This window comes from Veillonella sp., assembly GCF_015058545.1.
In the GTDB taxonomy this organism is placed as follows: domain Bacteria; phylum Bacillota; class Negativicutes; order Veillonellales; family Veillonellaceae; genus Veillonella_A.
This window is the reverse complement of the sequence record NZ_SVCB01000072.1, coordinates 1-25417: the sequence shown is the minus strand read 5'-3', so window position 1 is coordinate 25417 and position 25417 is coordinate 1. Positions and strand designations below refer to the sequence as shown.

Annotated in this window: 23 protein-coding genes and 1 tRNA gene; 3 read left to right on the top strand and 21 right to left on the bottom strand. The window is 42.1% G+C overall.

The features are described 5' to 3' along the window. The 10 genes from E7204_RS04670 to E7204_RS04625 form a co-directional block, all read right to left on the bottom strand. Positions 1-1586 (bottom strand): glycosyltransferase family 39 protein (locus tag E7204_RS04670; protein WP_295182090.1); only part of this gene is annotated, 1586 nt, incomplete at its 3' end. Further along, positions 1579-2211, bottom strand: coding sequence for a phosphatase PAP2 family protein (locus E7204_RS04665; protein WP_295182088.1), 633 nt, complete (start codon positions 2209-2211; stop codon positions 1579-1581). The genes E7204_RS04670 and E7204_RS04665, both read right to left, overlap by 8 nt. A 262-nt stretch (positions 2212-2473) precedes the next feature. Further along, positions 2474-3172, bottom strand: a complete 699-nt coding sequence (locus E7204_RS04660; protein ID WP_295182086.1) for a response regulator transcription factor — start codon at positions 3170-3172, stop codon at positions 2474-2476. Positions 3173-3176: 4 nt separating this feature from the next. Continuing rightward, complete coding sequence (locus E7204_RS04655; RefSeq protein ID WP_295182084.1) at positions 3177-4628, bottom strand: HAMP domain-containing sensor histidine kinase; 1452 nt, start codon at positions 4626-4628, stop codon at positions 3177-3179. Positions 4629-4631: 3 nt separating this feature from the next. Then, a complete protein-coding gene (locus E7204_RS04650; protein WP_295182082.1) occupies positions 4632-5888 on the bottom strand; it encodes a cation:proton antiporter in 1257 nt (418 codons plus the stop codon). A 187-nt stretch (positions 5889-6075) separates the two neighbouring features. Next, positions 6076-6690 (bottom strand): thiamine diphosphokinase, encoded by a 615-nt coding sequence (locus tag E7204_RS04645; protein ID WP_295182077.1) that lies wholly within the window; start codon positions 6688-6690, stop codon positions 6076-6078. A 235-nt stretch (positions 6691-6925) separates the two neighbouring features. Then, entirely contained in the window at positions 6926-7342 is a 417-nt protein-coding gene (locus E7204_RS04640; RefSeq protein ID WP_021842491.1) for a DoxX family membrane protein, read from the bottom strand. 638 nt (positions 7343-7980) lie between these two features. Then, positions 7981-8958, bottom strand: coding sequence for an aldo/keto reductase (locus E7204_RS04635; protein ID WP_295182073.1), 978 nt, complete (start codon positions 8956-8958; stop codon positions 7981-7983). 176 nt (positions 8959-9134) lie between these two features. Beyond that, on the bottom strand, positions 9135-10304 hold the full coding sequence (locus E7204_RS04630) for an alpha/beta fold hydrolase (protein WP_295182070.1): 1170 nt from the start codon (positions 10302-10304) through the stop codon (positions 9135-9137). Between the two features lie 315 nt (positions 10305-10619). Next, positions 10620-11297 (bottom strand): YjbE family putative metal transport protein, encoded by a 678-nt coding sequence (locus E7204_RS04625; protein ID WP_295182067.1) that lies wholly within the window; start codon positions 11295-11297, stop codon positions 10620-10622. A gap of 405 nt (positions 11298-11702) precedes the next feature. Between E7204_RS04625 and E7204_RS04620 the strand changes: the two genes are divergently transcribed. Continuing rightward, on the top strand, positions 11703-13064 hold the full coding sequence (locus tag E7204_RS04620; RefSeq protein ID WP_295182065.1) for an MATE family efflux transporter: 1362 nt from the start codon (positions 11703-11705) through the stop codon (positions 13062-13064). A gap of 139 nt (positions 13065-13203) precedes the next feature. On the opposite strand, the gene E7204_RS04615 is transcribed toward E7204_RS04620, so the two are convergent. After that, the gene (locus tag E7204_RS04615; RefSeq protein ID WP_295182062.1) at positions 13204-13410 is read right to left on the bottom strand and encodes a hypothetical protein; all 207 of its coding nucleotides are present in this window, start codon (positions 13408-13410) and stop codon (positions 13204-13206) included. 132 nt (positions 13411-13542) lie between these two features. Here E7204_RS04615 and E7204_RS04610 point away from each other — a divergent pair. Beyond that, positions 13543-13626: transfer RNA gene (locus tag E7204_RS04610), tRNA-Leu, on the top strand. A 144-nt stretch (positions 13627-13770) separates the two neighbouring features. Here the strand turns inward: E7204_RS04610 and E7204_RS04605 are convergent. The 10 genes from E7204_RS04605 to recG all read right to left on the bottom strand — a co-directional run bounded on the left by E7204_RS04605 (position 13771) and on the right by recG (position 23992). After that, entirely contained in the window at positions 13771-14169 is a 399-nt protein-coding gene (locus E7204_RS04605; protein ID WP_295182059.1) for a HepT-like ribonuclease domain-containing protein, read from the bottom strand. Positions 14170-14615: 446 nt separating this feature from the next. Then, positions 14616-15143, bottom strand: coding sequence for a flavin reductase (locus tag E7204_RS04600; RefSeq protein WP_295182056.1), 528 nt, complete (start codon positions 15141-15143; stop codon positions 14616-14618). Between the two features lie 454 nt (positions 15144-15597). Then, the gene (surE, locus tag E7204_RS04595; RefSeq protein ID WP_295182054.1) at positions 15598-16365 is read right to left on the bottom strand and encodes a 5'/3'-nucleotidase SurE; all 768 of its coding nucleotides are present in this window, start codon (positions 16363-16365) and stop codon (positions 15598-15600) included. A gap of 235 nt (positions 16366-16600) precedes the next feature. Further along, a complete protein-coding gene (locus tag E7204_RS04590; protein WP_295182051.1) occupies positions 16601-17866 on the bottom strand; it encodes a glycosyltransferase family 2 protein in 1266 nt (421 codons plus the stop codon). A gap of 14 nt (positions 17867-17880) precedes the next feature. Further along, a complete protein-coding gene (pssA, locus tag E7204_RS04585) occupies positions 17881-18552 on the bottom strand; it encodes a CDP-diacylglycerol--serine O-phosphatidyltransferase (RefSeq protein ID WP_295182050.1) in 672 nt (223 codons plus the stop codon). Then, on the bottom strand, positions 18545-19189 hold the full coding sequence (locus E7204_RS04580) for a phosphatidylserine decarboxylase family protein (protein ID WP_021842501.1): 645 nt from the start codon (positions 19187-19189) through the stop codon (positions 18545-18547). The genes pssA and E7204_RS04580 overlap by 8 nt, the downstream gene beginning before the upstream one ends. Positions 19190-19203: 14 nt before the next feature. After that, a complete protein-coding gene (locus E7204_RS04575) occupies positions 19204-19929 on the bottom strand; it encodes a WecB/TagA/CpsF family glycosyltransferase (protein WP_295182047.1) in 726 nt (241 codons plus the stop codon). A gap of 19 nt (positions 19930-19948) precedes the next feature. Then, positions 19949-21403 (bottom strand): IMP dehydrogenase, encoded by a 1455-nt coding sequence (gene guaB / locus E7204_RS04570; protein ID WP_295182044.1) that lies wholly within the window; start codon positions 21401-21403, stop codon positions 19949-19951. 101 nt (positions 21404-21504) lie between these two features. Further along, positions 21505-21690 (bottom strand): 4-oxalocrotonate tautomerase, encoded by a 186-nt coding sequence (locus tag E7204_RS04565; protein WP_295182042.1) that lies wholly within the window; start codon positions 21688-21690, stop codon positions 21505-21507. A gap of 184 nt (positions 21691-21874) precedes the next feature. Further along, positions 21875-23992, bottom strand: coding sequence for an ATP-dependent DNA helicase RecG (recG, locus tag E7204_RS04560; RefSeq protein ID WP_295182040.1), 2118 nt, complete (start codon positions 23990-23992; stop codon positions 21875-21877). A 472-nt stretch (positions 23993-24464) separates the two neighbouring features. Between recG and rpmB the strand changes: the two genes are divergently transcribed. Then, a complete protein-coding gene (gene rpmB, locus E7204_RS04555) occupies positions 24465-24653 on the top strand; it encodes a 50S ribosomal protein L28 (protein WP_006556543.1) in 189 nt (62 codons plus the stop codon). The last annotated feature ends 764 nt before the right edge of the window (positions 24654-25417 follow it).

Sequence of the window (25417 nt, the reverse complement as noted above, 5' to 3'; positions counted from 1 at the left end):
TCAGCTTTAAATTCTTTTAAACGGCGATTATCTACGATGGCAACAATGTCATCACGTGTTGCCACGGTTTCTTCCGCAATGAACGGCATTACGTTTTTCGTATTCCAATTCATAGCCGACGGTTCAAGACCCGGAATATCCGCGGCTTTTTCAACACGATAAATCAATTGATTGCTGTAGAACCCGGCCGACGTCTGATAACGGCCATAGCTTACAACCATATCCCCCGGTTTAACCGTTTGTGCCACCACGTTGCCTACAGCTTTAGAAGAGTAAGCGTTGCAATACGGCATTGCTACGGCAAAAGTGAGCACGGAATACAATACGATATTGGCAATCACGGTGTATTTTACCAATTTCAAATGATTTACCATGACACGAGCCGCCAAAATCGCAATCGGTAACAAATACGGGAATGTATATGTCGTGTATTTAGTGGCCATCAGTTGGTAGAACACGGCAATGGTAAACGCCCAAATCAGTAAAAAGATAGTCGTTTGGTCAAACTGCATCATAGCACGCAGGGTTACTCGCCAAGATGGCATTCCCGCAGTTTTAGAATCGGTCCCCTGTGCATTCATAGCCATACCGGACGAATCAGCCGTATCCATAACAGTCATATGCACCGGTACTCTGACAGTAGTGCCATCGGCCATAACGACTGTGCCAAAATGTTTATGACTTTTTTCAGTAACAACGGCGTCTATTGCACCTGCAGTTTTTAACATTTGACGCTGTGCCTGAAAACGACGTTTAAAGAGGTACGGCAAGGTAAATACCCACGGGAAGAACCCGATAATAAACATACCCAAATAGTAGTACCACACATTATCCCGCGGATGTTCCGAAACGGTAGCACGCAATACATTATGAACACCCAAGAAGGTGTCAATGAAGTCCATGCCGTGCACGCTGTACATGTAGTAATACCAAGGGCCGGCGGTTAGAACGAAGATGGCAATCCCACCGAGCCATTTCATATGAAGCAGCTCTTTATAATCACGCTGCGAAACTAAGAATAACACAACGATTAAGCCCGGTAACAATAAGCCGATAGGCCCTTTTGTCAAAACAGCTAAACCGGCAAAGAAATAGGCTCCGTAATAGTAATTACGCTTTTTAAAATAATAACCCAAATAGAAGAAAATAAGGGCCGCATTAAAGAATACAAATAAGGTCATATCGGTAATTACAGTCTTGGAAATGAGCCAATATTCTAACGATGTACCCAAAATAACCGTAGCTACAAGCGCTGTCAGACGGTTAAAGAGTTTTTGTGTGAACCAATAGGTCATGAGTAGCCCGCTAATGCCGAAGACAGCCGGGAAAAAGCGCGCCGCCCATTCATTGACGCCAAACAGTTTAAAAGCGGCAATCACTTCCCAATAAAAGAAAATCGGTTTGTCATACCAATAATTACCATAAATTTGAGGCGATAAATAATTGCCGGCCTGCAGCATTTCCTTCGCCGTTAAGGCATAGTTTGACTCAACCGGATCCGTGATGGCAATGCCCCAATTGCCCAGGAAAAACAGATACACACCTAACAACAGAATCCAGCCGAGATATTTTTTTGACTCACTCATGATGGGCACTCTCCTCAATCTGCTTATAAGATAATTCATAATCTGAAACTGAATTTTTAGCTATTATGGGACGGCGCTGTGCGTATTTTTTGTCAAGAAAGCGCCAACCGTATACACTGGCCATACCGATAATAACACCAAATATGCCTCCCATCAGTACATCTGACGGATAGTGCACATATAAATATATTCTTGAAAAACTGATAAGTAAGGCTACGCCTAAGGCCACATAACGGCCCGGAATCTTATTCATAAATAAAATTGTGACTGCGGCTAAAGCTGACCAAGCATGACCTGACGGGAATGAATAATCCCATGGTTCATGAATTAACAGTTGCACCGCCGGTTGCAGTTCAAACGGTCTAAGCCGTGCCACCATCGGCTTAACGCCCAAGTTCAAGAGAACAAAACCAATGAGCATGGCCGTCATCATCATGTAGCCTACTTTTCGGTATTTTTTTTGTAACACGAAGACTATGCTAAGAGCAATCCAGATTGCCCCGCCATTACCTAAATCCGTGGCTTCTTCCATGAGAGTATCCAGCCAAGGTGCATGCCCATATAACCATATATAATTCAAAATCGAAAAATCATATTGTTGTATGAGACTAAAAAATTGTTCCATCAATGTAATAGCCTCCTTTGGTATTAACTTTCATCCTTAGTATACAAAAGGGTTTTAAACAAGATTTACACCAAATATAAACAAAATTTAAACTTTTATTATCAATTGATAAATCAAGTTTTTTCGACAAAAAAATAGCTGCCGGATGGGATTTTCCCATCTGACAGCTATAATGCTTACCTTATATTCTATTTATTTTGTATTGCTCTTTGACATGCTATTGTCTCCGGCAATACTTTATCGAATGCTACATTTTAAATTACTACATTTTAAACCGATACCCGGCACCCCACACGGTTTCAATATAGCGCGGATTGCTCGAATCGTCTTCGATTTTTTCACGCAAGCGATTGATATGAACAGCTACAGTTGCCACATCACCAATGGCTTCAAGGCCCCAAATACGCTCGTACAAGGTTTCTTTGTCAAATACCAAGTCACCGTTACGAACTAAGAACAAAAGCAATTCATATTCTTTATTTTTCAAATTTACTTCTTTATTATGCACAAAAACGCGATGTGAACCGGGCTGAATGAGTAAATGGCCCACCTGAATGTCCGCTTCCCCCTTATTGGTGCTTTGCCCTTTACGTAACCGTTCATATTGAGCGATATTAGCTTTCACGCGTGCTACCAAAATACTTGGAGAGAATGGTTTTTCAATGTAATCATCGGCACCTAAGCCTAGCCCGTGAATCTTATCTATATCTTCCTGCTTAGCCGTTACCATAAGAATGGGAATATCCAGCGTTTCTCTTAATTTCTTTAAAATACTGAAACCGTCAACGGTCGGCAACATGACATCAAGCAGTATTAAATCAAAGGGTTCATTTAAGGCGAGTTCCAACCCTTTGCCGCCGTCATTGGCGATGGTTACTTCAAATTGGCTCAGTTCTAAATAGTCTCGCTCAATTTCAGCAATTGCCTGATCATCTTCAATAATTAAAATTCGTTTCGCCACTACATCAACCTCCGTATTTCGGGAACTTCATGATTATACGCAAACCGCCGTTATCAGCATTTTCAGCTTCAATGATACCACCCATTTGCTGCACCATCTTTTTGACAATCGCAAGACCGAGACCACTTCCCTTATGAGGATTGCTACGCGCCGCATCACTGCGATAGAATACGTCAAAAAGCCGTTCCAAACTGCTTTCATTAGCTCCGGGTCCGTCATCCGCTAAAATAAGCGCAACCATATCTTCCTGATTCCGACAGGACATATACAAATTACCGGTTTCATTCACTTTATATTTTACACTGTTATCGGCAATATTGGCTACAATATTACGGATTTGAAACGGGTCGGCCCAAATCAAAGAGCCCTGCTCAATCGCTTCACGATGAAGAATTAAGCCCTTATTCTTATACGCTTCCCCTTCATCGCGGATGAACATTTCCAAATGCGTACCCAGGTCCATTTTTTCAGGATAGCTAGGATATTCTTCCAAATCCATTTTTGAAAACGTAAAGAGATTACTGATCATGTGCTCCATTTCATCCGCCTTCGTCTGAATCATGCGCACATATTTTGCCTGTAGTTCCGGCGTTGTTGCAATACCGTCCTCCAAGCCTTCCGCATACGCCTTAATCGACGTTAACGGGGACCGTAAATCATGAGAAATACCGGCCAATAACTCTTTACGATTTTGTTCCTGCTTTTGAATCAACGTAACGGATTCTTCCAAACGACGGGCCATATCGTTAAAATCTTCGCAAATCGGTGCAAATTCGTCTTTCCCATCATAAGTGAGTTTAATTTTTAAATTACCGTCGCGAATTTGACGAACCCCCGATGCCAATAAATCTAAAGCACTGCGAATATGCTGGAACACAAAACGTGTTAAGAATTTATTCGCTACGATAATACCTATGATAAACATAATGAAGATAAATATGAGGGACCATTTAACCGTGTTTTTGGCCGGCCAAGTACGCGTCTTGATTTCCGAACCGTAAATATAGACGCGATAATCGCCCGCCTTAGTCACAACATTTCGTGTGGCTATGGCGTGACTACCGTTCGAAATGATACCGTCACCATTTAGTTGATCCGCTGCGTCTTCCAGTTTAAGGGCTTCCGCATCCGGTGCATCGCCCCAAGTCCATAATTCACCGGATGGGCTTGCCACACGCACCGTATAGCCGGTTACTTGACGCAATGCCGCCGATACATCCGAAATCTTCGGATCGCGACCGGCCGCTGCCGTTTCCTGAAGTTTCCCTTCTACCTGTGTCAACATAAAGGTTCCGGTCCGCTCAAAATCTTCCAAATCACGAACGCCGATGTTATTCCGCTGTACGCTTGGAATCCAAATGGCTGCCAAGCTGACAAATACAATAAGTAACGCCACTATCGATGGAATGGCAATCATCAAAATATTCGAGATTACCAGCCGCTTTTTTATCAACATGCCTTACTTTGCCTCCCCCTGTCCTTCTATAATAAGATCTATTTCCGGTTCCAATAATCGTTTATAAAAATAATCCATGGCAAATGCGCCGATTGGCGATGTAATCAAAATCGCCATGGCCGATGCAGCTAGAACCAAAGGCCCGCTGTCTAAACCAAGGGCCAACGGAATGCCGCCGATGGCTGCCTGCACAGTGGCTTTAGGGGCAAAAGAAATGGCACAGTAAATACGTTCCTTCATATTGAGCTTCGTTTTTAACAAAGATGCTCCTACACCCAAAGCACGCCCCATAGAACCTAAGGCTATAACGCCAATCAAAATGCCGCTCATGCTGAGCATATAGGTTGTATCGATAGCCGCTCCTACGAGCACGAATAGTATGATTTCAATAGGAATCCATAGTTGATTAATTTGTCGATTAAGGGCCTGCCCCAACTCATAAGAAACCTGTCCTTTGACCACACTGGACATAATCATAACCGCTAATAAGCCCGAAACAGCCGCATACGGTTTAAACCAATTACCGATAGCCACCATCACAAACGACGTGGCAATCAGAATCGTCAACAATAAGGTCACTGTACCGGGCATTAATTGATTGCCTTTATTCATTCGTTTGGCAATATACGACAGTATAAAGCCACCTATAAAACCCAGTACAATGCCACTAAACAACGCTACCGGCACCTGGGCGGCAATGGCCAAGGCACTCATCCCTTCCGGTGTAGCCACATGGGCCTCCACAAGCGCTAACACTAATGAAAAAATAACCACGACTACAATATCTTCCAATGACGAGGCTACCATGATGAGTTGCGGAATCTTCTTCTTCGTCCCATAACGTAATTCAATGAGATGAATCATGCGAAAAACCACAACGGCCGGCGACACCGCACAAACGGCAGTCGCCAAGAGTAAAGCTTCCAAGCCATGGAGGCCAAATACATAAAAGCCTAAATACGTAAGTATGGTCAGCTCTATTAACATTGGTACCGTCGACATCATCAGAAGTGGCCGCCCAAGGCTCCAAATATCTCGCAAATTAATAGCAAGGCCTGCCTTTACAAGGATAACTATGAGGGCTAACTGCCGCAAATCAGGTGAAATGGTAAGCATGGTCGAATCGAGCCAATTCCCCCCCTGCGGTCCCAAAAGCATACCGGCCAACATAAGCCCGATAATGGTCGGCAGCTGTATTTTGCGACACACCGCAGCCAAAGCGGCGCCACCTAATATGACAAATCCTAATGATGTTAACATACTTTAAAAACCTCCTATGACACAAGCCGTCATCAGCGATTCCATTCACTTGGTTCAAGACTTGGTTCAAGACTCGCTTCCAAACTTGAGTCCACATCCGTTGCCGGATTATATTTTCTGATTACTTTCTTAATTTTGTGTAGCGGGTACAGTGCTCTATCCGGCTGATGATACTATATTTAATGTCCTACATATGTGACATGGACACCATCAAAATACCGTCGCTCACCTTCACGTGCACCGTATCATGCCACACATTACTTACACCTACCGGCTTCGTATTGTACAAAGTCGCGTTTTTCAACGCATACTTAGCCCCCGTAATCGTCACATTATGACACTCGTCAGATAAAGCGAGTACCGACAAGGAATAGTCCATCCGCGGCTCTAAGGTAATGTCGCCGTGGCTAAACAGATAACTATCCGTATCGTGGCTCACCATGCGCACGACGGCCCCTTGTGAAACAGCATACATGGCAGCCTGTACATTCCCCATTAAATGGTCAAAACGACCGCCAAAGGCACAATATAGGGTTAAGTCTTTATAATCATGTTCCAAGGCATAACGAATCGCTGCCAATGTATCCGTATCATCTTTCATAGTCGGTAAATCAAGTATTTCAATACCCGGCGTGATTTTCCCATGATAAGAATCAAAATCACCTACCACCAAATCCGGTTCCAAATCGTATTCACGGATATAGGCATACCCTTTATCACAAGCTATCACAAAATCAGCTGTATCGATACCATCTAAGGGTGAAAAAATTCCACCCAGTACTATTGCACAATGTTTTCTCATAGTCGCTCCCGTTCTATTACAGTATAATATATGATTAACTATACACCATATGAGAGGATAAAGGAACACTAAAGAAACACATAAGCCGAAACTGTTTCTTATACGTAAACTATGCTCACATGTTCCCCTTAAAGTAAATCCCCTATAGAGTATGAAAAAAGAGCCCCTTTACAGGAGCTCTTGCAAATATTAATTACAATATTAAATTTTAATACTTAACACAATCGCTCAATTCTTATTTATGAGCTATTTTGTAGTCAAAGCTGAAACGACCCGGGCCGGCAATAAAGAGCATAATAGCACCAAACATCATCTGAGACGGATAATCCCATTTTAAGAAGCCATTGCCCAATTCCAATACAGTAGCCACGAATAAAGTACCTACAATCAGTAACGCACCTAAGCGAGTACCAAGGCCCAATAAAACTAACAAACCGCCGATTAATTCAGCGCTGGCTGCCATAATACCTAACATGTAATAGCCACCGGTAATACCGAACACGCCTAACATGCTACCTACAGCAGTCAATACTTGTTCGCCGCCGGCAAATTTGAAATAGCCGTGCGCCATCATCGATAACCCGAAGACGATTCGATAAAATAATAAACCTTGATCTTGGTAACGGAATAAGTTTTTCAATAAAATGTCCATGTTTGTCACTCTCTTTCGTTTTGTTGAAACATTATCTAAACACATGTACCGGTCTAAAAAATCTGACCCGGCACCATTAATACAACAGCACTAATCGCTTAACCATGCGATTAATACGGATTAGTTTTAACTAGTAACAGTTATCATTACATGTATATTATATAGTGCTTTTCCGACCTTGTCAATAACTATATTTATTTTTTCTATATTTAATTATAAGAACTAATTTCAATTAAATTACCGTCAAAATCTCGTAAGTATACACTCTGCATAGCGCCCAAAGCACCATGTCGAATCACCGGCCCTTCTTCTATAGGATACCTTTTGCCTCAATTTCCTTCACAATCTCATCAATGGACTCATCAACAATGCTTCGTTACCGGTGATGCCTCACTTCTATAAATCCTGCAAACAATCAAGTTATAGGCTGCATGCAACACGTTTTGCTGTAAGCCTATGTCCATATTGTATTCTCTATGTGAAAAGAGTAGTCATGTTGTACTGTACTTAGCCCTCCTCTCTCAAGAAAGGCCCGGTCAATCAACGTGACTACTCTTTTTTTTATAGGTTGTACCCGCTCAATAATACGAGGTTTGTCGCTCTAATACGAGCCTTTTTATGTCCTCACCTAAGAGTTTTTAACGGGCACCCATAACCTTATGAGGTACATACGGTTCTTCCAAATACGCCACATCTTCGTCGCTTAACTTGACGTCGATGGCGGCCACCGCATCATCAATATATTTTTCCTTAGTCGGCCCGATAATCGGCGCTACGACTCCCTTATGCCATTGCCAAGCCAAGGCAATGCCGGTGCGCGTTGTGCCGTAACACTCAGCCAATTCACCAACGCGGTCAACAATAATCTTATCCGTTGCCATCGTGCTGTCATACTTGCCTTTAGCAAATTTATCGAGTTCCGCTCTCGTTGTTGTTGCCGTCCAGTCACGACTGAGTCGACCAGCTGCCAACGGACTATATGGTGTTAAGCCAACGCCCATATCCTTGCACAAAGGAATCATTTCACGCTCTTCTTCACGATAGAGCAGATTATAATGATTCTGCATCGCTACAAACGGCACCCAGCCATGACGTTCCGCCGTATATTGTGCCTTTTGGAACTGCCATGCATACATAGCACTGGCACCCAAATAGCAAACCTTACCGTCCGTTACCAAATCATTAAGAGCGCGCATCGTTTCTTCAATCGGCGTGTTATAGTCCCAGCGATGAATGTACAAAATATCTACATAATCAAGGCCTAAACGACGTAAGCTCTGTTCTACTTCATACATAATTTCTTTGCGAGACAAACCGCCACCATTCGGGCGTTTACGCATTTCAACAAAAACTTTTGTGGAAATTACCACATCTTCACGTCGCATAAAATCCTTAACGGCGCGGCCTAAAATCTCTTCACTCACACCGTCACTGTAGCAGTTAGCCGTATCAAAAAAGTTAATTCCCTGATCGACGGCATGTTTAATCACTTTACGGGCTTCCGGTTCTTCCAAAACCCAACAAAACTGTTCACTCACCGGTGCGCCATAACTCATACAACCCAGCGCCAATTTAGAAACATCAAGACCTGTACGACCTAATTTTACGTATTCCATAGTGTCTCCTTATTTATACTGCCCTATTTGCCTTACGTTTTAATATCGCCATCTTAGTCAAAGATATATAAACCATTAACTAAGGCAGTACTTTTTATTTATTGCGAGATTGATTCATTACCTCTATTTTACTTGTTTAGGTCCTTAGATTTCAACCATTGTTCAGCCAAATCAGCTTATTTAACATTCTTTTTAATCCATTTTTCCACATAAGCTGCTACTTCATCGCTGTTTTTATCTTGGAAAATGAAGTGATCATTGCCGTAAATACCTTCTTTTGGCAAATCAATAACTGTTACATTGCCACCATTGGCATTCATTTCTTCAGCGAATTTCTTAGCATTATCACGACGATCTCTCCAAGTAGCTGTGGCTTGAATAGCCGGATCGCCATTATCGATAAAATCGCCATAGTAAAACACTACAGGAATCTTCTTTTCATCAATGGCTTTATAAGAGTCACTGCCGGTCGCCGGCGAGTTACCCGGTTCAAGAGTAATAATAGCAGCTATATTATTGGTATACGTTGCGGCGAGCCAGCCCGGATTACCGCCTTGAGAATGAGTTACCACAATCGGCTTTTTACCGGTTTTGGCGGTTACTTCATCTATCGTAGTGGCCAATGCTTTGCCTACTACGACCGAATCAAAATCAAGGCCCCTATCAGATTTCATAGAGGTATCCGGTGTTATTTGTCTGAAAAATTGATCCAATGATACCGCATCATTTGGAAATTGCGAACCCGAATTGACTACAGACTGATTGTTTTCCCAGCGACCGATACGGAACTGCGTATACCAACGTTGATCTAATGTTTTATTGGTAATTATTCCCGGCACAGAGGTCGCACCCACTTCACCACGACGTGGCTGATCTACGAGGAATACACTATGCCCTTCACGAAGGAAATAGTCGGACCACCCTGGGCGGCCATCAGGTGTTGTCATCCAACCCATGCGAGACTGACCGTAACCGTGTAAGAAAATCATCGGTGCTTCGGTTGCGTTCACCGGAATCTGGTACATAACATTAGCATGATCCGCATGTAATGTCTGACCGGCTCCAGTTGCTTCCCACTGGTCTTCCGGATTAAATGTGCCTTCACTTTGTAATACTACACCACCGGATGAAAAAATGCCTTGTTCCGCAATCTGAAGTGGCTCACGCTGTTTTACAATATTCTTATCGGTAATTAAAGCCGACGAATACGTATTCTCCGTTATAGTCGTGTCTGGATTGGCTTCCGCCGTATCAGCCGCTGAAGCAGTCATAGTAATAGCCATAGTGGAAGAAAGAAGGACAGATGCTTTAAATATACGAAGTGCTGCTTTTTTCAAAGATTTCATAGTAAAACCTCCTGATTTTAAAACTATCCAAACTATAATAAATTTAATCGATTTCTTTCTACTCTTTCAGTATATCGAAAACCTTCTCTAAAAGTACAATAGCACTTCTCAATACATGTATGCGTCTTGCTTATACTGAACAAAAATACGTTCAGTTACCCGATGTTAGTTATACTAAAAGAGGTCTTAATGAACGATTTCATTGCCGCAACTAAGCTGCTCAGCCATTCATTAAGACCTTTAACTTTTATATTTAATTGTTAGGTATTCACCGGTTCTACTACCAATTTATAACCATTACCTTATAGTCGTCAATTATTCGTGGTCAGCTTTTTTCGCTGTCAATTTACGTTGAATTAAAGCAGCACCAACAACTAAAATAATACAAGCGATTTTAAACGGTAAACTAATCGGGTCGATATAATCGAATGTATACTGGTCAACGTGAATCATTTCGCCGCCGATCCAGCCTAAAATACCGCCACCGAAGAAGAGAATAACAGGGTATTTTTCAATCAACTTGATGAACATCGTGCTACCCCAAATAATAATCGGTACAGTGATTAAAATACCAACAAGTACAAGCATCATGTTGCCTTCGGCTGCACCAACAACGCCGATAACGTTATCGATACCCATGATACCGTCTGCAATTACAATGGTAATAATGGCATCTCGCAAATTGCTCTTTGCTTCAATGTTATGCGACGATTCATTGGCGGCCATCAATTTATAGCCAATCCAAAGTAATAATACACCACCTACTAAGCGTAACCCCGGGATATTATTAATCGCTTCCACAAAAAGAAACGCCATAATTAAGCGTAAAGCAATCGCCCCGAATGTGCCCCAGAAAATAGCCAACTTACGATGCTTTTCCTGTAAGTTTTTGGCGGCCATACCAATAACAATCGCATTATCGCCGGCCAATAAAATGTCGATGACAATAATTTTTGCAATTGCCAATAATCCTGCAGCTGAAAACAGTTCCAAAATCATACCTCCGTCAAATTAATCAATGTATCGTAATATATCAATATACTATAGATATTATATCGAAATATCGTCACCTTGTCGATAGAAATCTGAAAATTTTTATAGCATACTTTTTAATAAAAACTGCTTAACTCTAGCAATCTTTCTATATCACAATAAATACACGACTAACGATATTTCGTTATTCTCGCTTCTATATTCTTGCTTCTATGAGAATAACTTTTCAATCCCCTTTTGCTATGTTACAATAAAGTTATAATAATATTGACATAATGAACATATTTCGAGTAATATATTATGATTATTACATTGCAAATCATATATTTCGATTATTTTTGCGATTATTTTAAAATCTCCGATGTTTAGTTGGAGACTTTTTTATTGTATAGATAAGGAGTTTGTATGCATCCTACCTTTAAAATTTTTGAAAAAATCCTGCTGTTTTTGCGGTTAGCGGGCCCTATCGTATTAACCCAGTTCTCGCTGATTGCGGGCTCATTTGTAGCCATCTTACTATCCGGTCAATACAGCACCCTACATCTCGCCGGGGTATCTGTAGGCTATAATATTTGGACAGCCTGCTTCTTCGGTGCCATGGGTATTTTGCTTGGGATTTCACCTATTATTGCGCAACTCTTAGGTGCTGAAAAAAGGGATACTATCCCCACCATTATTACGCACGGTCTCTATTTGGCCATCATTCTGGGAAGTCTATTGATTATTGCCGGTGTCCTTGCCCTCAAACCACTTTTGACACTCATTAATCTGGCGCCCGATGCCCAAGTTATAACCATCGATTACATGATAGCCATTGCCTTCGGGATTATTCCGCTCATGGGCAGTACAGTGCTGCGAAATTCGGTAGACGCTCACGGCTTTACCCACTATTCGATGATGATTATGGTATCCAGTTTTGTCCTCAATGTAATTCTAAACTATGCCTTGATTCTTGGCCATTTTGGCTTGCCCGCCTTTGGCGGCGTCGGTGCCGGCATTGCTACAGCCATCAGCTGTTGGTACAACTTTTTAGCCTATATTATTATTTTACTTTTTAATAAAAACTTCAAACACTATAAAGTTTTTAGACAGTGGTCCGCTTTTCAAAGCCCCTATGTTATTGAACAATTGACCTTGGGTGTGCCTATCGGCATCGCCATATTCTGTGAAATGAGTATTTTCAGCTTGGCCGGACTCTTAATGGCTTACTATGGTACGGAAATCATTGCTGCCCATCAGGCCGCTATTAGCTTTACCAACTTATTCTACGGCTTCCCCCTTAGCATCAGCATCGCCTCTACCATTACCGTCGGTTACGAAGTGGGGGCGAAGCGCTTCCGCGACGCCAAACAATACGCCTATATCGCCCGCGGTATCGCCATCATCATTGCCATTCTCATTTGTATGTACAGCTTTACTCACCTGGAACAAATTGCCGGGTTCTATACGAATGACCCGCATATGATCGGTCTAATCAGCAGTTTCTTATCCTATGCGGTATTCTTCACTGTTATCGACGCCTTCGGCACGCCACTTCAAGGTGTATTGCGCGGTTACAAAGATGTACGTATTATTTCTATCATTGCCCTCACCTGTTATTGGGGCGTGAGTACGCCGATAGCAGCGCTCTTCACGTTCGGCTTTGATTTTGGTCCTTACGGTATCTGGATGGGCCTCTTGGGCGGCCTAACAGCAGCCTCCATCTCCTACACTGTGCGGGTTTGGTATATTCAGCATCGCCGCTATGCTAAAGAGCTGGAAGCATAATCGCTTTATTTATATAATCAATACAAAACACAGGGTTGCTTACTCAATGATAAGCGCCCTGTGTTTTTGCTATCTATTAATTTTAAAAAACTTCTTTCGGTTATGGCGTCCTGCAAGTCATTTACTATTACTGTTACTTTTACTTTAACTTAACTTGAAATGCTCGAACCGGCAAACGGTCTTTGCCACTAACGGTCCCAACAATTGGCAAACGATCAGCTAGCGGCGTCATGGCAATCGGGTTAATTAAGCCCAGTAACTCATTGAACCGATTGATTAACACTTGTTTCTGAGCAATCAACTCTTTTTGGGCCTCACCGGTCATCTCCACGCCTGATTCATACACATAGTAGAGTTGAATCGACTCGCCCGTAACTCTATATATTGCAATAAAGCTTCATATAATTGACTGGTTTCCATATTATCTCCTTTATTTGACACGTATCACCAAAAGTAATACAATAATAACATATTTCATGCGGTTGTGGCGGAATGGCAGACGCGCTGTCTTCAGGCGGCAGTGCCTTCGGGTGTGCGGGTTCGACTCCCGCCAACCGCACCACAAAAAAATGCTATTTCTATGACATTGGGTGATGATTGCCCGCTCATAGAAATAGCATTTTTTATATAGCTCCCTTTAATATTAAATAGCAAAGTTTTTTATTGTCCTTATTAATATAGGTATTATCTGTATTCGAGGGAGCTCTTATTTATTAATATTTTCATTTAACGTCGAAAATATTAACCTTTCTTTTTCCATATTTAAATTATACTGTGTTTCCAACAGTCCACAACAACTCAAATGTAATTTAGGAATCTTTTCAATTATTGTTTCCCATAAAATATCCGTATTTATAGAAAAATATGTGTGATTTAATTGATTTATTGTACTAATTACATTATTGCCTTCTTTATCTATATAAATTTGAAATTCATCTGTTAAAATTGTTATAGATTCCCCTATAACAATCAGTGGCGTAATAAATGCATCTCTAATAAAATCATCTTGAAGTAAAGCTTTATCATAATTTATATATTCTAGTCTATTTTGTAAAACCTTAGAGCATTCTATTATGTTGAGTAAAAAAGCTTTTTCATCAGTCATACTTATCTCCCTTTTTAAAATATTTCTTAACCTTTACTATTAAGCTTATTATAAACTAATTCGCCAATCTTTACACCTTATAATAATTCACATATAGTTAAAGTATCAAAAGAAGTCAGCCCGTCTTGTCGCCTTTGAGCGGCTTGGGTTGACTTCTTTTTTATTTAATATAGGCTTACATGAAAAATGACCTAATCGTTAAGTAACGACTAGGCCATTTCTCATTTTAAACGTTTTCTCGGAGATGAGCCTAGCGCTACGAAACACTATGACGGCTCGTCTTATATATCTTAACGCAATAACATATAAGCGTCAAGTAACGTAATAATCATATTCGGTAGTGTACATATTTAATAGTACATATACTTTTAGGGATGTATTTCCTTACAACCCCATTTATTGCAATATTAGTACTAAATCAACACATGATTCAGCTATGTGATAAGTTATTTTATATCCGTTACGGAACCAATAATTTGATAATGAGGCTGCCAGCCACCTTTAAAATCAGGATATGTTTGTGGCAAGGAAGCATAGTAATCCTGTACATCCTGTGCCAAATCTTCTTTGGTAAACTGATGTAAATACAGTTTACGGCACAAGAGTGTCAATTCAGCTTCTTCATAAGTTACACCATCACCAAAAGCAACAGGAGTAAGACCGGCACCTTTAGCTTTATCGCCATCACGCCCCGAATGAGATCCCATATAGCCTAAAGCTTTACGATATTTCTGGTCAAAAAAGCTAACCGTAAAAAAGTCATTCCGCTTTAAAAATTCACTGGTATAGCGGGCCGGATGAATATATACAGTTGCCACTTTATGACTCTGTCCGGGATTCCCCCAAATATTACCCAAACTCCCCCAACTAACCGTACAACCATTATAATCCTCTATAGAGCCGGCCGTTACCAACGCCCAATTTTTTTCAAATAGCTCCATTGCTTTATCTGTAGTCTCTTTTAATACTGTCATTCTAAACATCCTTTCATGCTATTTATCAGCCATAGTCTAATAGCCTATATGCCACATAATGTAGTAATGATGCTTTCACACACTAATATATCTACATTTCTAAATTTCGATATATGTTATTATAAGCCGAAAAATTAACACTGTCAAGAATGTACTTTTTAGGAAGATACTAAATGTATTTTCTAAGAAGATACTAAATGTATTTTTACTACAACAACTAAAGGGGCTGTAACTGAAATGCGAGTCAAAAACTCACTTTCCATACAGCCCCACTCTATTGAGCAATTATTTTTTTACATGGCGTTCTCTACGTCCATATACACCTGTTGAGCAATTATTTTTTTACATGGCGCTCTCTGCGTCCATATACTATTAGGCTACCGCAAATAATATGTGCGGTTATTTTTTAACCGAATTATTTATCTTCCGCACCATCGGCAAGCGGTTATATGTATTATTTCTTAATCGTTCCCAAAATCTCCCGCATTTGGGCTGTCCCTTCATTATCCTGCTGCTTCCAAGTAAGAGCTACTACGGTAACTTTACCTTCTTTGATAGAAGCTACGTCAGTCGGCGTTTCTTCCGGTTCAAAAGATAATTTACCGCCAATCCAATAATATTTACGACCTTTACGGTCTTCGCGCGGATCGATAATATCGTAGTACATCTGCATGCCTTGGTCGAGAATTTCACAGTTATCCCAACCTACGGGACCTTCTTTGGCAAAGTTCATGTTTAGAAGTCCTTTGAATTGCTGTTTTTCAAATACTTCACCTATGAATTCACGAATGAATGGCATAATTTCCGCACTTCGTTTTTTACTGTACCGTTCAACGGACACCGCTAAAGCCGGTACCTTATAGAACATGGCTTCCATGGCCGCACTTACCGTGCCGGAATATAAAGCATCGGATCCCAAGTTAAAACCGTTATTTACACCGGATACTACCATGTCCGGCATGTCATTTTTCAAAAAGTGAGACAACGCAAATTTCATGCAATCTGTCGGCGTTCCCGTTACGGCAAAGCGTCTCGGATTGTCTTCCTCGTCTGAAAAACGGCGCAACCATACCGGCATCTGAATGGTAATGGCATGTGATTTGGCACTCTGTTCCACTTCCGGTGCAATCACCGTTACGCGATGCTCTTTAGCAAGTTCCGCGCCTAAATCTAATATCCCGTTGGCCCATACGCCGTCATCATTTGTTAATAAAATGTGCATAGTCGTTTATAGATCCTTTCTTTTCACCATAAAACAGGCTACTCACTTCATAAGATAATAGCCATCTATCTATTATTATATAGAGATTTTTAATACAAGTCCACCAAAAAGCATGAACATTGACAGCAACGAATGTATCTAACTTCTATATCGTAACAATATATCAATAAATAATTTCTTCTATATATCATATATGCAAAAAAGTGCCTATTCTACTAGGCACTTTTTAACATTTTTATTTCTTTATCGATTTATCCGCATCACCCATGCGCGTTAATTTAACTTCACCAAGCGAAACGCCTCGCGTATGTTGAGTATGGGCCCACACTTTATCATGACGATTCAAATAACCAAGGAAGGTTACGGGAACCCAACTGTACATGAAAAGCGGATATACCAAGTAATAAAGCCAAACTTTAGGCGGCACCTTGATAGTGGCCAACACGATAAGCGGGAATAAATACTGCCCGATACCAATGATGGTCCAAACGGTTACCGGTAAAATCTGATAAATAATATTCGTATAAATCGGCACATACGCATTGATATAGGTCATAATCAGATAGAACGTCGAAACCAATAAGAAATACGGCTGACTGATCTGAATAATGCCGTCTAAAATACGTAAGTTACCTTGCTTAATCCCTTCAACAAACAGTTTCGGAATATAGCGTTCGCCACAATCAAAATGCCCTTGTGCCCAACGCTTGCGCTGCCGCCATGATTGCATAAAGGTCAACGGCTTTTCATCGTACACGATGGCATCATGTGCCCACGTGGTTTTAACCCCATGAATCAATAGCTTCATGGAAAATTCCATGTCTTCGGTCAAACAATTACAATCCCAACCATAGGTTTTAATAATGTCCGTACGAATACACATACCCGTACCACCGAGAGCCGTCGACAAGCCGAGGTTATATTTAGCTAAATGCCACATGTGATTCACTTGCCAGAAAGCAATCGCAAATGTGCCTGCCACCCACGTATCTGTTGGGTTCTTTGCATTTAAATAGCCTTGAATAACCGGCTCTCCCAATTCTAAGTGGTAATTCATTTCAGCTAAGAAATGAGGATGTACCAGATTATCAGCGTCAAAAATTACGAAGGCATCGTACTGGCGATCCATTTCGTAGATGCGGTCAAACATCCAGCCCATGGCATACCCCTTACCGACCTCTTCTTTATTTTCACGCTCATGCACAATCGCACCGGCATTGCGAGCAATCTCAGCCGTTTTGTCGGTACAATTATCAGCTACTACAAATATATCGTACAGCTCGTTAGGATAGTCGAGGATTTTCAAATTCTCTACCAACTGACCGACAACGGCCTCTTCGTTATGAGCACATACAATAATGGCAAATGAGTTTTTAGGCGTATAATTCTTTTTTTCTTTCCTTCGCCACATGCCCGCTACAGCCAACACAAAGTAATACAAGGTATAAAATACGATGATTACTTGCAGCGGAATCATGAGAAGGTCAAGAATATAGTCCATTTACGTCCCTCACCTCACCGTTTTACAAGATTAATAAGTGTGTTACTGATACCAAATACGGCGTATAACGCAAAAATGAGAACCGGCCAGGAATGCCAATCCCACACTAAAGCCAACACGCCAACAATCGCAACAATAATTAAAGCCAATGTGTTTACCGGATCCGCACCCTTACCTTTGAAGTCCGGATGATGAACACGGCTAACCATTAAATAACCGACTACAATCATTAAAATCATTAAAAGCCATTCCGGTAAACGAATGCCCGATAAAACATAGGTTGCAGCCATACAGCCGGCAGCCGGAATTGGCAAGCCTAAGAAGTAACCATGTACTTCATCGGTCATGATATTAAAACGAGCTAAGCGGAAAGCACCGAATACGGAGAAAGCTAACAAAGGCACATAGCCAAGCCAGCCGGTATGACTCAATTGATACATGTATAACATGTAAGCCGGTGCAACGCCGAAACCAACCACATCCGCCAAGGAATCCAATTCACGTCCCATTGGTCCGGATACGCCCAGTGCGCGAGCTACACGGCCGTCACAGCCGTCAGACAATAAGGATAATAACACACAAATTGCTGCTAACGTAAATTCACCTTGGGCCGCGAAAGTAATGCCTACGACGCCAAAGGATAAATTAGCAGCCGTAAACAAATTTGGAAATATAGACTTATCCATTTTTTTGCAGCCTCCCGATAATCGATTCTCCGCCACGTACATAGTCACCTTTTTTAACAGTAATCTCTACTGATTTAGGCACGAAAACTTCTGTACAAGATCCGAATTTAATCATCCCGTACAGTTCTCCTTTGGCCAGATTCTTACCTAAATCTGTCCACGATATGATACGTCGCGCTAATAATCCTGCGATTTGAGTAACTAAAATTTCAATTTTACCATTGTCAATGCCAATGGAGTGACGTTCGTTTTCAAAACCGACCGAATCCTTATAGGCCGGCAAAAATCCGCCACATGTATATTGTCGGAACGTAATTTTCCCTTCCATCGGTGCCCGATTAACGTGCACGTCAAACACGGAGAGAAAAATCGTTACCTTCTTGCATTCAGTATTTAAGAATAAATCTTCATACACTTCACTTACTTCCATTACCTTACCGTCAGCCGGGGATACCAGCACGTCCGGATCATTTGGAATTACCCGTTTCGGGTTTCTAAAAAAGAAGGTAAAAAAGCAAGCCAGTATAAATGGTATTATCGCCACATATGGGGAGATAAAATATCCCACCAGAAATGCTATAAGAAAAGTTACGCCGATAAAAGGGTAACCATCTTTAACAATAAACCCTGTGGGCATCCTGCACCACCTCTCTATTTTTTTGATTGCTTCACCGCCCACATAAACTTAGGTAACGCCATCATTCGACCGATGCGTTGCGGTTGATTCAACAATCGATATAACCATTCTAAACGATTTCGTTGCATCCATTGCGGTGCTCGTTTCACATGCCCCGCCATAACATCAAAGGAACCGCCCAAGCCGATAGCGACTACTTTATCTAAATGAGACAGTTTGGAAGTAATCCATTTCTCCTGTTTCGGCACACCTAAGGCCACCAGGACAAGCTTAGCTCCACCATCTTCAATGGCTTTTATTATTTCAACTTCTTCTTGCTCATCAAAAAAGCCGGAGTGGATACCGACTACCTGTAAAGGACCAATGCGAGCCTCCATATTCTTTACGGCTTGCTCCGCTATTCCGGGGGCAGCGCCGAAAAAATACACAGGCGTTTTATGTTGTGCTGCTTCTTGCAATAAGGCTTCCGCCAAATCGCAACCGGCCACACGTTCGGGAATGTGCTGCCCTAATTGCTCGGCAGCCCACAACACGCCGGCCCCATCGGGGACGGCCATATCTGCTTGTTTTAAAATTTGGTGCAATTCTTTATCGTGACGGGCGCGCATAACCATTTCAGCGTTAACCGTGACTACAGTATGTAGCCCCGGCTCAGAATATAAATTCTGTACACGCTGAACAGCTTCTTGCATGGTTATGACATCAACCGGCACATCGAGAATGCTCAATTGATTTCGCAAAACAAATACACCTCAATAATCAACCGCTGTAGTTAGGAGCTTCAACCGTGATGCTAACATCATGCGGATGGCTTTCTTTAAGACCTGCGGCAGTAATTTGGATAAACTGAGTATCATTAATCATTTCTTGGACATTATGACAACCACAATACCCCATGCTGGCACGTAAACCGCCTACCATTTGGAAAATAGTATCAGCTAACATACCTTTGTAAGGTACACGACCTTCGATGCCTTCCGGAACTAATTTCTTAGCTTCCGACTGGAAGTAACGGTCTTTACTACCGAGTTTCATAGCGCCCAAGCTACCCATACCGCGGTACACTTTATAGCTACGGCCTTGGTAAATAACCGTTTCGCCCGGACTTTCATCAGTACCGGCTAAAATATTACCCATCATAACAACATTGCCGCCTGCTGCGATAGCTTTGGCAATATCGCCGGAGTATTTAATACCACCGTCGGCGATGATTGGAATATTGTAACGACGACCTACAGCAGCGCATTCATAAACAGCGGTAATCTGAGGTACACCGATACCGGCAATTACACGAGTCGTACAAATGGAACCAGGCCCGATACCTACTTTAACGGCATCAGCACCGGCTTCAATTAATGCTTCCGTACCGGCTGCGGTTGCTACGTTACCGGCAATTACAGGCATGAACGGGAATGTTTTCTTAATTTCTTTAAGCGTGCGCAATACGCCGGCAGAATGACCATGAGCCGTATCAACAATGATAACGTCCACTTTGGCTGCTACCAAAGCTTCCATACGGTCATATAAATCCTTGCTTACACCAACGGCGGCACCTACGAGTAAACGACCGCTGCTGTCTTTAGCAGAATTAGGATATTTCGTTGCTTTTTCAATATCCTTAATGGTAATTAAACCTTTTAAATAGCCGTTGTCATCAACTAACGGTAATTTTTCAATACGATGGCGACGTAAAATAGCTTTCGCTTCTTCCAAAGAAGTACCTACCGGTGCGGTTACCAAGTTTTCCTTAGTCATAACTTCACCGATTGGTTTATTCAATTCATTTTCAAAACGCATATCGCGGTTTGTAATGATGCCGACTAATTTGCCGTCAACGGTCACAGGTACGCCGGAAATAGCGTATTTGCGCATTAATTCTTCCGCATCAGCTAATAAATTCTGTGGGCTCAAGTAAATCGGATCAACGATGATACCATGTTCTGAACGCTTTACTTTGTCCACCTCATGAGCTTGCTCCTCAATGGACATATTTTTGTGAATAACACCCATCCCGCCTTCACGCGCCATAGCAATAGCCATCCGGGATTCCGTAACCGTATCCATGCCGGAACTAATCATAGGGATATTGAGTTTAATATCACGAGTCAGGTTTGTAGTGATATCTACTTCATGCGGTAACACATCCGAAGCGGCCGGAACCAATAAAACGTCATCAAATGTTAATCCGCGTAAACCAAACTTATCTTCTCTCATGGTAACTTCCTTTCTCCTTAATTTCTTTTTCTTCTTAAGACATGTTTCTAATGATTTTCAACTATTAAATTTCAATTTTTAAAAATAATTAAATACCTGTCCTATTTCTCGGAACGCATAACGCCGGCTTCCATAAAGTTATCTTTTTTCATATCAGTGAAAATAACTTTAACCGCTTCTTTCGGCACGCCTACAATGTCTACTGTTGCGTTGGTAATAGCTTCGCCCAATTGTTTCTTCTGTTCAAAAGTACGACCTTCAACGAGTTCAACATGAATAATTGGCATTCTTCTCAACCTCCATCATCGTAAAACGAGTATGTACAATATAGAAAGGACTTATCTATATTAGACTTTTCTATCATATTATTATACTTTAAAAGACCTATTCTGTACATGCTTAAATACAGGTTTTTCTCAAATTCACGAACCTTATTATTTATTGAAAAATAAAATCATTTTTCAGTTTATATTAACTGTATAAAATCCGTTGGAAACTTTCGCCAAAACGTCGCATCAATTCAGGCTTCATGAGCTTTACAGCGTCATCAAAGCCCAGCTTCGTAAGCCAATCTTTAGCATCTTGACGGGCCGCTATCAGTAAATCAATATCTTTTAGAATATTGGCAATCCGTAAATCCGGCAGCCCCGATTGTGCTAACCCGAATAATTGCCCGGACCCGCGCAGCAATAAATCCTGCTCCGCCACCACGAAACCATCCTGCGTACTCGTCATAACCGCCAACCGTTGTTTGCTGTCTTCGCTGTGGCTATCGCTCACAAGAATGCAATAGGACTGCGTACTGCCACGACCAACGCGACCGCGAAGCTGATGAAGCTGCGACAAACCAAAACGCTCAGCCCCTTCCACGCACATAATCGTCGCATTGGGCACGTTAACCCCTACTTCGATTACCGTCGTGGACACCAGGAGCTTAATCGTTCCCTTATAATATGCATCCATGATAGCTTCCTTATCAGCGGCGCTCATACGGCCATGCACCAAACCGACACCAAATTTACGGTTATATTTCTCAGCCAATTCTTCATAGAGTTGCTCGGCTGCCACCAAATCAAGTTTTTCAGACTCTTCTACAAGCGGACACACTACATACACTTGATGACCGGCGGTCATTTCTTTTTCAAAAAAACGATGCAACCGTTCTTTATAGGACGAATCAACCGCATAGGTTAAGACCGGTTTACGCCCCGGCGGCATTTCCTTAATAAGGCTCACTTCCAAATCACCGTAAATCGAGAGCGTCATGGTACGTGGAATAGGCGTCGCCGTCATGACGAGCATATGGGGATGATGACCTTTACGCTGCAAAGTCGCCCGCTGCTCCACGCCGAAACGATGCTGCTCATCAATAATAACAAGAGCCAGTTTTTTGAACGCTACCGATTCCTGAATGAGTGCATGCGTACCGATGACAATATCTATTGTGCCGTCCGCCAGGCCTTCATAAATAACCTGCCGCTCTGCCGGCTTCGTCGAACCGGTTAAGAGCGCCATTTTTACCTGACCCAGCCCGGCTGTTTGCCTCTGATCCGTACCTGCCGGCGCTGACGTATTCAGACCTGACGGTACCAACGAATTCAGACCGGCCATCAACTCTGTCAGCCCTTCATAATGTTGCTGCGCCAAAATTTCCGTCGGTGCCATCAAAGCCCCTTGATAGCCGTTTTCCACAGCTTTTAGCAAAGATAACGCGCCTACTACCGTTTTACCGGAACCTACATCGCCTTGTAATAAACGACGCATAGGCCGTTCTTCCTGCATATCATCGGCAATTTCTTGAAAAGCCTTTTGTTGATCACCGGTTAAAGCAAAAGGCAAGACTTTTAAAAAGGCCGCTACTAACTCACCGTCAGGCTGCATCTTAATGCCGATTTCCGCCTGCTCCCGTTCACGAAGTAACAATAAACCCGCTTGCATAATGAACAGTTCTTCATAAGCCAGTTGCTTGCGGGCCAAACCGTAACGCTCCACCGTGAGCGGATTGTGCATCTCTTTAAACGCTTCATAGCGCGTCATAAAATTATGCTCTTTCGTTACGTCCGTCGGCAATAACTCCGGCAAACTGTCATTGGCGGCAAACCAATTACTAACAGCATGGCGAATAACAAACTGACTCACGCCGTCCACAAGAGGATACACGGGCACAATCCCGGCCTCCGCCACTTGACCTTCCCGCAGCACCTCAATATGCGGCGTGTTCATCTGCAGCGAACCATAGGCAAACTCAACCTTACCGTACACATGCAAACGCTGGCCCACTTTGTAAAAATTCTTCTTATACCCTTGATTAAATAAGACAACCTTTAAACGGCCCGTCGCATCACCGATATAAATCTCCAAAATAGACAGACCACGACGCGGCTTTTTCTCCTGAATATTTAAAACAGTACCTTCCGTAGCACCTACGGCTCCTTGCTTCAGCGCCCCAATAAGATAACTTACACTGCGGTCTTCATACGTCCTCGGGAAATAAGTCAATAATGACGATACATCCGTAATGCCGAGCTTATTTAACTGTTTCACGCGCCCCGGACCTACGCCCTTAATCGTCAATAATGATTCTTCCATACCCATCTAATCCTTCCGCCTACTATATAAAACGTCCGTCTTGTCACTGTCAAAACTTACAGCCTGCGCCTATGAAAGCTTACGTCCTGCACCTATTAGAGCTCTGCTCTCACCATGAGCCAAGCGTTAACCTTACACTGCCAAAACTTCCGTCTGATTTTATAAAAACAAGTTTGCCCTATTGTGCTATAATATTATTATATCTTAAAACTAAGATATAGTGTAACATAAGAGTAGTAAAAACGAAGTAAAACAATGTAACCGGCATTAAAAATTTGACGAAGATAATTCCACTTAATACTCTTATCCCGTCAAAAAGGGCCATTCATACATAACAAAAACCGCAACCTAAGCGCCCTAACACCGGTATTTCATACGATTTGTTTTTTACTAAATTGCTACTTGCTTTATTCTATCCCCTTGTGATAGAATACATATGTTATGTTGTAAATTATGCTTGGAGGTGGAAAATATGGCAAACCTTTGCGAAGTATGTGGCAAAACCACCGCTAGCGGTATGAACGTGAGTCACTCTCACATCCGCACGAAAAGGACCTGGAAGCCAAACATCCAGAGAGTACGAGCAATTGTAGACGGCGAAACCAAAAAGGTAAATGTATGCACTCGCTGCCTTCGTTCCGATAAAATTACACGCGCGTAAAAAATAAGAAGGTACATGTACTCTAAAAAGGGCGACCCCATTGGGGTCGCCTTTTTTTATTACCCAAACCACTTGACCCCTTTGCTCATTTCTCCACCCCAACTACATATCCGCTTATTCCTCTAAATAAGACACCTTTCCATAGCGACCGCTTCTACAGCATAGCTGTAGACAGGGAGCCACCTCTACAGCCCATGCCACTACACCAGCCTACTTCTCACGCACATCGCTCATTCCTACCCATAAGCCCCATTCCATAAACGACCGCCTTTACAGCAACGCCAGGGATCCCCCCCGCTCATGCCGCTAAATCAGGTCAAACTTCTCACACGCGTTGCTTATTCATCTACCTCAACTACATACACCGCTTATTCCCCTAAATCAGACATATCTATACTTCACGCCCACGCTTGAGCCTCTAAATCAGACCTCCCCCTAAAAAAACATATCCCCGGAGCAAACCTTTCGAGCTTGACTCGCCGGTTTGTGAGGGGATATGTTTTTTTACTCCCTTTCGAGCTCGACTCGCCGGTTTGTGAGGAGATATGTTTTTTACTCCCTCCTCCCCCGTGTTTAAGGAGACATATATTCCCCCTTGCCCCCAGGCCAAATTAGACTGCGCTGACACTGAAAAGGGTCCTGGTCTCTAGGCTCTATGATAATTTTGAAAACAAAAACACTATATCCTCTAAGCAAACTTTTCGAGCTTGACTCGCCAGTTTGTGTGAGGATATAGTGTTTTGTTGGTTCTATAATTTATTTTG

What these genes read in the sequence shown, in the direction of transcription:
- E7204_RS04565 (WP_295182042.1), bottom strand. Translation starts at nt 21,690, where the DNA reads ATGCCAATTATTCATGTTGAACTCGTTGAAGGTCGTACTTTTGAACAG.
- E7204_RS04605 (WP_295182059.1), bottom strand. Translation starts at nt 14,169, where the DNA reads ATGACTGATGAAAAAGCTTTTTTACTCAACATAATAGAATGCTCTAAG.
- E7204_RS04635 (WP_295182073.1), bottom strand. Translation starts at nt 8,958, where the DNA reads ATGGAATACGTAAAATTAGGTCGTACAGGTCTTGATGTTTCTAAATTG.
- E7204_RS04650 (WP_295182082.1), bottom strand. Translation starts at nt 5,888, where the DNA reads ATGTTAACATCATTAGGATTTGTCATATTAGGTGGCGCCGCTTTGGCT.
- recG (WP_295182040.1), bottom strand. Translation starts at nt 23,992, where the DNA reads ATGGAAGAATCATTATTGACGATTAAGGGCGTAGGTCCGGGGCGCGTG.
- surE (WP_295182054.1), bottom strand. Translation starts at nt 16,365, where the DNA reads ATGCACATTTTATTAACAAATGATGACGGCGTATGGGCCAACGGGATA.
- guaB (WP_295182044.1), bottom strand. Translation starts at nt 21,403, where the DNA reads ATGAGAGAAGATAAGTTTGGTTTACGCGGATTAACATTTGATGACGTT.
- E7204_RS04590 (WP_295182051.1), bottom strand. Translation starts at nt 17,866, where the DNA reads ATGGACTATATTCTTGACCTTCTCATGATTCCGCTGCAAGTAATCATC.
- rpmB (WP_006556543.1), top strand. Translation starts at nt 24,465, where the DNA reads ATGGCAAACCTTTGCGAAGTATGTGGCAAAACCACCGCTAGCGGTATG.
- E7204_RS04645 (WP_295182077.1), bottom strand. Translation starts at nt 6,690, where the DNA reads ATGAGAAAACATTGTGCAATAGTACTGGGTGGAATTTTTTCACCCTTA.
- E7204_RS04630 (WP_295182070.1), bottom strand. Translation starts at nt 10,304, where the DNA reads ATGAAATCTTTGAAAAAAGCAGCACTTCGTATATTTAAAGCATCTGTC.
- E7204_RS04655 (WP_295182084.1), bottom strand. Translation starts at nt 4,628, where the DNA reads ATGTTGATAAAAAAGCGGCTGGTAATCTCGAATATTTTGATGATTGCC.
- E7204_RS04640 (WP_021842491.1), bottom strand. Translation starts at nt 7,342, where the DNA reads ATGGACATTTTATTGAAAAACTTATTCCGTTACCAAGATCAAGGTTTA.
- pssA (WP_295182050.1), bottom strand. Translation starts at nt 18,552, where the DNA reads ATGGATAAGTCTATATTTCCAAATTTGTTTACGGCTGCTAATTTATCC.
- E7204_RS04620 (WP_295182065.1), top strand. Translation starts at nt 11,703, where the DNA reads ATGCATCCTACCTTTAAAATTTTTGAAAAAATCCTGCTGTTTTTGCGG.
- E7204_RS04580 (WP_021842501.1), bottom strand. Translation starts at nt 19,189, where the DNA reads ATGCCCACAGGGTTTATTGTTAAAGATGGTTACCCTTTTATCGGCGTA.
- E7204_RS04665 (WP_295182088.1), bottom strand. Translation starts at nt 2,211, where the DNA reads ATGGAACAATTTTTTAGTCTCATACAACAATATGATTTTTCGATTTTG.
- E7204_RS04600 (WP_295182056.1), bottom strand. Translation starts at nt 15,143, where the DNA reads ATGACAGTATTAAAAGAGACTACAGATAAAGCAATGGAGCTATTTGAA.